Source organism: Streptomyces sp. NPDC007162, assembly GCF_040634175.1.
Lineage (GTDB): Bacteria > Actinomycetota > Actinomycetes > Streptomycetales > Streptomycetaceae > Streptomyces.
This window is the reverse complement of the sequence record NZ_JBEYFC010000448.1, coordinates 1-7,368: the sequence shown is the minus strand read 5'-3', so window position 1 is coordinate 7,368 and position 7,368 is coordinate 1. Positions and strand designations below refer to the sequence as shown.

Sequence of the window (7,368 nt, the reverse complement as noted above, 5' to 3'; positions counted from 1 at the left end):
GGAGTGGCGTTGCGGTACTTCGCGGTCAGCACCCCCCGGCCGAGCGGCGAGGACGGCAGCAGGCCGATGCCCAGGTCGAGCGCCGCCGGCAGCACCTCGCGCTCGACGCCCCGCTGCAGCAGCGAGTACTCCAGCTGGGTGCTGGCCAGTCGGGTGCGGGTACCGGGCGCCGCGAGCTGCCAGGTGGCCGCCTTCGCGAGCTGCCAGCCGCAGAAGTTGGAGACCCCGGCATAACGGGCCCGGCCGCTGCTGACGGCCAGGTCGAGCGCCTGCAGCGTCTCCTCCAACGGGGTGTCCGGATCGTAGGCGTGCACGTGCCAGACGTCGACGTGGTCGGTCCCCAGCCGGGCCAGGGAGGCGTCCAGCGCGGCGAGCAGATGGCCGCGCGAGCCGTCGAAGCGGCGGTCCGGGTCGGGGACGCTGCCCGCCTTCGTCGAGATGACCAGGTCCCGGCGGGGCACCAGCCCTTCCATGAGCTGCCCGAGCAGGTACTCGGCCTCTCCGTCGCCGTACACGTCCGCGGTGTCGACGAGGGTGCCGCCGGCCTCCCAGAACGCCTTCAGCATGTCCGCGGCGTCGTGCTCGTCGACGTCCCGGCCCCAGGTGAGGGTGCCGAGTCCGATTCTGGACACACGCAGGCCGGTACGGCCGAGATGCCTCTGCTCCATGTCCGCGAGATTACTGGCCAGAGTTGGTGCGTTGGGTTGCCTGTGGATAACCGGTTTCCCTGCGACGCAGGGGTGGTCGGCCGTGGGACGGCGCACGCTAAGGTCTCTCGCGACAGTGACGTTACTGATCGGTAAGGGGATCGGCCATGCAGCTCGGGATCAACCTTGGCTACTGGGGTGCCGGGATGGACGGGGACAATCTGGCCGTGGCGCAGGAGGCCGAGCGGCTCGGGTACGCCGTGTGCTGGGCCGCCGAGGCCTACGGCTCCGACGCCGCCACCGTGCTCAGCTGGGTCGCGGCCAAGACCGAGCGCATCGACGTCGGCTCGGCGATCTTCCAGATCCCGGCCCGCCAGCCCGCGATGACCGCGATGACCGCCGCCACCCTCGACTCCCTCTCCGGCGGCCGGTTCCGGCTCGGCCTCGGCGTCTCCGGACCGCAGGTCTCCGAGGGCTGGTACGGCGTCAAGTTCGACAAGCCGCTCTCCCGCACCCGCGAGTACGTGGAGATCGTGCGCAGGGCGATGACCCGCGAGCGGCTGTCGTACGAGGGTGAGCACTGGACGCTGCCGCTGCCCGGCGGCCCCGGCAAGCCGATCAGGCTGACCGTGCACCCCGAGCGCGAGCACATCCCCGTCTACATCGCCGCCATCGGGCCGAAGAACCTGGAGCAGACCGGCGAGATCGCCGACGGCGCCCTGCTGATCTTCCCCTCCGCCGAGCATCTGGAGGAGACGGCCGTCAAGTACCTGCGCGCGGGGCGCGAGAAGGCCGGGAAGACCCTCGACGGGTTCGACATCTGCCCGACGCTGCCGCTCGCCGTCGGCGACGACAACGACGTGAGCACGCTCGCCGACACCTTCCGGCCGTACACCGCGCTGTACGTCGGCGGCATGGGCAGCCGCAGGCAGAACTTCTACAACCAGCTCGCCCGGCGCATGGGCTACGAGCAGGAGGCCGCAGAGATCCAGGACAAGTACCTGTCCGGGGACAAGAACGGCGCCGCGGCCGCCGTACCGCACGACCTGATCGACCGGACCACGCTGCTCGGGTCGGTGGCGCGGATCGCCGACCGGATGAAGGCCTACGCGGCCGCCGGGGTCACCACCCTGTCCCTCGCCCCCGCCGGCTTCACCCTGGACGAGCGGCTCGCCTCGCTCCGGGCCGGCGCCGAGGCCCTGGAGCGTGCCGGGCTCGCGTGAGCGACGCGGCGGGAGAGTCCAGCGGCCGTGGTGGGGGCTCGGGGGGTCTTCCCCGCCACGGCCGTCACGGAGAACAACGCGCCGGTGCCCGCGCGGTTACGCCCCCGGAGTGACCCCGGTGCTCCCTCTTTCGGCCGAGTCCGCCCGCACAGCCCTGCGCGGGGCGCACCCCGCGCGCGCGTGCGCTCGCCGGGATCCGTGTCCACCGGGACGTCCAGGAACGCCCTGGACGGCCCCGCGACCGCCGTCCCCGAGTTAGCCTGAGCCGGTGCCCACGCCCGGTACCGGGATCGCTCACATCCATCCGCGCCGCTTGAACAGCCGGTACAGCACGGTCTCCAGCACGGCCATGATCAGGATCACCGCGGGATACGACCAGAGCCAGTGCAGTTCGGGCATGTGGTCGAAGTTCATGCCGTAGATACCGGCGATCATCGTGGGCACCGCCGCCATCGCCGCCCACGCGGAGATCTTCCGCATGTCGTCGTTCTGCCGCACGCTCATCTGCGCGAGATGGGCGCTGAGGACGTCGGACACCAGCCGGTCCAGGGCCTCCACCCCCTCGTTCACCCGCTGCAGATGGTCGTTGACGTCCCGGAAGAACGGCCGCGCCGCCTCGTGCACGAACGGCACCGCCGTGCCCCCGCCGTACGGACCCGCCCCCGCCAGCTTGGTCATCGGCACGGCCAGCGGCACGGTCGCGCGGCGGAACTCCAGGATCTGCCGCTTGAAGGAGTAGATCCGGGACGCGGTGTGCCGGGAACCGCCGCCGCCCGGCGAGAACACCTCGGCCTCCACCTCCTCCAGGTCGTTCTGCAACTCGGTCGCGACCTCCAGGTAGTGGTCGACGACCGCGTCGGAGATCGAGTACAGCACCCCCGTGGGACCGTGCTTGAGCAGCTCGTGCTGCTCCTCCAGATGCCGCCGGATGTCCCCGAGCGGCGACGGCGTCCCGTGGCGCACGGTGACCACGAAGGAGTCCCCGACGAAGATCATCAGCTCACCGGAGGTCACCGTGTCGGTCTTTGTCTCGTACGTCACCGGCTTCAGGACGACGAACAGCGAGTCGTCGTATCCAGCTTGGGCCGCTGGTGGGCGGTGAGCGCGTCCTCCACGGCCAGCGGATGCAGCCCGAACTCGTCGGTGACCAGGTCGAACTCGCGCTCGGTGGGCTCGTACAGGCCGATCCACAGAAAACCGTCGCCACGCGCGCGTGCCTCCGCGAGGGCGTCCGAGAAGTCCTGCGGGGTCTCCACGCGCTCCCCGCCCCGGTAGATGGCGCAGTCGACGATCACGGAGCGTATTCTCCCGTCGCCCACCCGCCGGCGCACTTCGGCTTGCGCCTACCCTGGGCCGCATGCCCACGCTGATCCTCGTAAGGCACGGACGGTCCACCGCCAACACCTCCGGGCTGCTCGCCGGCTGGACGCCCGGTGTCGCCCTCGACGAGCGCGGCGCCGCCCAGGCCGCCGCGCTGCCCGGCCGGCTGGCCGGCCTGCCGATCTCCGAGGTCGTCACCAGCCCGCTGCAGCGCTGCCAGGAGACGGTCCGGCCGCTCCTCGACGCCCGGCCCGACCTCACCGCCCACACCGACGAGCGGATCGGGGAGGCCCACTACGGCGACTGGTCCGGCCGCAAACTGACCGAACTCAAGGACGAGCCGCTGATGGACGTCGTGCAGGCGCACCCGTCGGCGGCCGCGTTCCCCGGCGGCGAGTCGATGCGGGCCATGGCGACCCGCGCGGCCGAGGCGGTACGCGAGTGGAACGCGCGTGTGGAGCGCGACCACGGTTCCGACGCCGTCTATCTCATGTGCTCGCACGGTGACATCATCAAATCCCTCGTCGCGGACGCACTCGGTCTTCATCTCGACCTCTTCCAGCGGATCTCCGTCGAACCGTGTTCCATCACGGCGATCCGTTACACCCGCCTCAGGCCGTTTCTCGTTCGTCTCGGGGACACCGGCGATTTCGCCTCCCTTGCCCCCCGCGAGGAACCTCCCGGGGAGGACGCACCGGTCGGTGGCGGTGCCGGCGCGCCGTGATCGCCGACCGCAGTAGGGTGAAGCGATCCACGCAAGCGGTCCAGTAGCCGCCGCCCGTTCCCACGCACCCCCGATTCCCATGGAGACAGGACGTGTCCCGTCAGGTGTTCCTCTACGATCCGCCGGACCGCTTCATCGCGGGCACGGTCGGACTGCCCGGACGCCGTACGTTCTTCCTCCAGGCCACGGCCGGCCCCCGGACGACCAGCGTGGCCCTGGAGAAGACCCAGGTCGCCGCGCTCGCCGAACGCATGGAAGAACTTCTCGACGAGGTCGTACGCCGTAGCGGCGGCAGCGCGGCCGTCCCCGCCGTCGCGCCCAACGAGATCACCGACACCGCCCCGCTGGACACCCCCATCGAGGAGGAGTTCCGCGTCGGCACCATGGCGCTCGCCTGGGACGGCGACGAAGAACGCATGATCGTCGAGGCGCAGGCCCTGGTGGAGCTGGACGCCGACTCCGAGGAGGACCTGGCCGAGGCCGAGGAGCGGCTCCTCCAGGACGAGGAGAACGGGCCCCCGATGCTGCGGGTCCGGCTGAGCGGCGCGCAGGCCAGGGCCTTCGCCAAACGCGCCCTGGACGTCGTCAACGCCGGGCGGCCGCCGTGCCCGCTGTGCAGCCTCCCGCTCGACCCGGAAGGACACGTATGTCCGCGCCAGAACGGATACCGCCGCGGAGCGTGACCGCCGCCGGCCTGCTCGCCCACGGTGAGCTGAAGGTACGCGGGCGGATCCGCGACGCCTCCAACGCGGCGCTGTTCTGCACGGTCGCGCACGACGGCGAGGAGACGTCCTGCGTCTACAAGCCGGTCGCCGGGGAACGCCCGCTGTGGGACTTCCCCGACGGCACCCTCGCCCAGCGCGAGGTGGCCGCCTACGAGGTCTCCGAGGCGCTGGGGTGGGACCTGGTCCCGCCGACCGTGCTGCGCGACGGGCCGTACGGCGAGGGCATGTGCCAGCTGTGGATCGACGTCGACCCGGAAGGCGCCGAACTGCTGGCTCTGGTGGACGCCGAGGAGCCGGAACCGGGCTGGAAGGCCATCGGACTGGCCGAGGTCGGCGACGGGAAGACCGCGCTGCTGGTGCACGCCGACGACATCCGGCTGCGCCGGCTCGCCGTCCTCGACGCCGTGATCAACAACGCCGACCGCAAGGGCGGCCACCTGCTGCCCACCGCCGACGGCCGGCTCTACGGAATCGACCACGGCGTCACCTTCAACGTCGACAACAAGCTGCGCACCCTGCTGTGGGGCTGGGCCGGCGAGCCCCTCACCGGGGAGGCCGTCGAGGCCCTCACGGAGCTCCGGGAGGCCCTCGGCGGGGCCCTGGGGACCCGGCTGGCCGAGCTGATCACCGCCGCCGAACTCGACGCCACGCGCGCGCGTGTCGACGCGCTGCTCAGCGCCGGGACGCACCCGGAGCCCAGCGGCGAGTGGCCCGCCATCCCCTGGCCGCCCGTCTAGGAACGCCCCGCCCGCACAGCACATCCCGGCCGCAAGATCAAGAGTGCCTTCTTCGTCATCCGGCCCGGTCCGGTTCGTATACCGAACTCGGGTCCGGTTACGCTCATGTACATGCATGCCTGGCCCGCTTCCGAGGTCCCCGCCCTGCCTGGTCAGGGCCGCGACCTGAGGATCCACGACACCGCGACCGGCGGTCCGGTCACCCTCGACCCCGGTCCTGTCGCCCGTATCTACGTCTGCGGCATCACCCCGTACGACGCGACCCACATGGGGCACGCGGCGACCTACAACGCGTTCGACCTGGTCCAGCGCGTGTGGCTCGACACCAAGCGGCAGGTGCACTACGTCCAGAACGTGACGGACGTCGACGACCCGCTGCTCGAACGCGCGCAGCGCGACGGTGTCGACTGGGTCGCCCTCGCCGAGCAGGAGACGACCCTCTTCCGCGAGGACATGACCGCCCTCAGGATGCTGCCGCCGCAGCACTACATAGGCGCGGTCGAGGCGATACCCGGCATCGTGCCGCTGGTCGAGCGACTGCGCGACCTCGGCGCCGCCTACGAACTCGAGGGCGACATCTACTTCTCGGTCGGCTCCGACCCCCACTTCGGCACGGTCTCGGGCCTCGACGCGGCCGCCATGCGGCTGCTGTCCGCCGAGCGCGGCGGCGACCCGGACCGCCCCGGCAAGAAGAACCCCCTCGACCCGATGCTGTGGATGGCCGCCCGCGAGGGCGAACCCAGCTGGGACGGCGGCTCCCTCGGCCGTGGCCGCCCGGGCTGGCACATCGAGTGCGTGGCCATCGCCCTCGACCACCTCGGCATGACCTTCGACGTCCAGGGCGGCGGCTCCGACCTGGCCTTCCCGCACCACGAGATGGGCGCCTCGCACGCCCAGGTGCTCACCGGTGAGTTCCCGATGGCCAAGGCCTACGTGCACGCCGGCATGGTCGGTCTCGACGGCGAGAAGATGTCCAAGTCCAAGGGCAACCTGGTCTTCGTCTCCCGGCTCCGCCACGACGGCGTCGACCCGGCGGCGATCCGGCTGGCACTGCACTCCCACCACTACCGCACCGACTGGGAGTGGACCGACCAGGTGCTGCGGGACGCCGAGGAGCGCCTCGCCCGCTGGCGCGCGGCGGTCTCCCGCCCCGACGGCCCGCCCGCCGAAACCCTGGTGGAGGAGATCCGCGAGGCCCTCAGCAACGACCTGGACGCGCCCGCCGCCTTGGCGGCGGTGGACCGCTGGGCGGCCCTCCAGCAGGAGCAGGGCGGCACGGACACGGGCGCACCCGGGGTCGTGTCCCGAGCGGTGGACGCCCTGCTGGGCGTGGCCCTGTAAAGCCGACGCCGACAGCCCCGCGACCCGAAGGGGCGCGGGGCCGACACTCGACAGACCCGAGTGGACAGGGGCGGTACGCATGACACGTACCGCCCCTGTCTCAGTCCTCGGAAGAATCCTCGCCGTTCGGTCCGGCCTCCCCGACGTCCCCGACGTCCCCGCCGTCCCCGGCACCCCCCGCGTTCCCGGGTGCATCGGGCTTCGGCGCCCGCGGCGGCCGCCCCTTGCCACCCGGACCCCCCGGGTTGTCCCGCAGGTACGACCCGCTGTCGGCGCCGTCCGCCGTGGCGTGGCCGCCGGGCGGCCCCACGTCCCGGCGTCTCAGGTAGCGCTCGAACTCCCGGGCGATCGCCTCACCGGACGCCTCCGGCAGCTCCGCGGTGTCCCGGGCCTCCTCCAGCGTCTGCACGTACTCGGCGACCTCGCTGTCCTCGGCGGCCAGCTGGTCCACGCCCACCTGCCAGGCACGCGCGTCCTCGGCCAGCTCGCCCAGCGGGATCCGCAGGTCGAGCAGGTCCTCCAGACGGTTCAGGAGGGCCAGCGTGGCCTTCGGGTTGGGCGGCTGGGAGACGACGGCGCGCGCTCATCAGACCGCCGCCCCCTGCTCGACCTGGTGCCGCGCCGGGGACAGCGCCCGGTCGGGGGATCGGA

The 7,368-nt window shown here is 71.9% G+C and carries 6 protein-coding genes and 2 pseudogenes; 5 read left to right on the top strand and 3 right to left on the bottom strand.

Annotation, left to right across the window (positions count from 1 at the left end; translation table 11 throughout):
* On the bottom strand, nucleotides 1-668 hold a 668-nt coding region (locus tag ABZ646_RS35585; protein WP_360528445.1), incomplete at its 3' end, for an aldo/keto reductase.
* 146 nt (nucleotides 669-814) lie between these two features.
* On the opposite strand from ABZ646_RS35585, the gene ABZ646_RS35580 reads away from it, so the two are divergent.
* Complete coding sequence (locus ABZ646_RS35580; RefSeq protein ID WP_360528442.1) at nucleotides 815-1,870, top strand: LLM class F420-dependent oxidoreductase; 1,056 nt, start codon at nucleotides 815-817, stop codon at nucleotides 1,868-1,870.
* Nucleotides 1,871-2,164: 294 nt separating this feature from the next.
* Here ABZ646_RS35580 and ABZ646_RS35575 read toward each other — a convergent pair.
* Nucleotides 2,165-3,165 (bottom strand): annotated as a pseudogene (locus tag ABZ646_RS35575) (magnesium and cobalt transport protein CorA).
* A gap of 62 nt (nucleotides 3,166-3,227) precedes the next feature.
* On the opposite strand from ABZ646_RS35575, the gene ABZ646_RS35570 reads away from it, so the two are divergent.
* From ABZ646_RS35570 to mshC, 4 genes are all read left to right on the top strand, one after another.
* Entirely contained in the window at nucleotides 3,228-3,914 is a 687-nt protein-coding gene (locus ABZ646_RS35570; protein ID WP_360528439.1) for a histidine phosphatase family protein, read from the top strand.
* A gap of 92 nt (nucleotides 3,915-4,006) precedes the next feature.
* On the top strand, nucleotides 4,007-4,597 hold the full coding sequence (locus tag ABZ646_RS35565; protein ID WP_360528436.1) for a DUF3090 domain-containing protein: 591 nt from the start codon (nucleotides 4,007-4,009) through the stop codon (nucleotides 4,595-4,597).
* Nucleotides 4,561-5,376 (top strand): SCO1664 family protein, encoded by an 816-nt coding sequence (locus ABZ646_RS35560; protein ID WP_360528433.1) that lies wholly within the window; start codon nucleotides 4,561-4,563, stop codon nucleotides 5,374-5,376. The genes ABZ646_RS35565 and ABZ646_RS35560 overlap by 37 nt, the downstream gene beginning before the upstream one ends.
* A gap of 111 nt (nucleotides 5,377-5,487) precedes the next feature.
* A complete protein-coding gene (gene mshC / locus ABZ646_RS35555; RefSeq protein WP_360528430.1) occupies nucleotides 5,488-6,717 on the top strand; it encodes a cysteine--1-D-myo-inosityl 2-amino-2-deoxy-alpha-D-glucopyranoside ligase in 1,230 nt (409 codons plus the stop codon).
* A gap of 100 nt (nucleotides 6,718-6,817) precedes the next feature.
* Here mshC and ABZ646_RS35550 read toward each other — a convergent pair.
* A pseudogene (locus tag ABZ646_RS35550) lies at nucleotides 6,818-7,288 on the bottom strand (PAC2 family protein); the annotation flags it as partial.
* Between the last annotated feature and the right edge of the window lie 80 nt (nucleotides 7,289-7,368).

Bases quoted from the DNA above. Each gene is read 5' to 3' on its own strand.
- ABZ646_RS35580 (WP_360528442.1), top strand. From the start codon at position 815: ATGCAGCTCGGGATCAACCTTGGCTACTGGGGTGCCGGGATGGACGGG.
- ABZ646_RS35570 (WP_360528439.1), top strand. From the start codon at position 3,228: ATGCCCACGCTGATCCTCGTAAGGCACGGACGGTCCACCGCCAACACC.
- ABZ646_RS35560 (WP_360528433.1), top strand. From the start codon at position 4,561: ATGTCCGCGCCAGAACGGATACCGCCGCGGAGCGTGACCGCCGCCGGC.
- mshC (WP_360528430.1), top strand. From the start codon at position 5,488: ATGCATGCCTGGCCCGCTTCCGAGGTCCCCGCCCTGCCTGGTCAGGGC.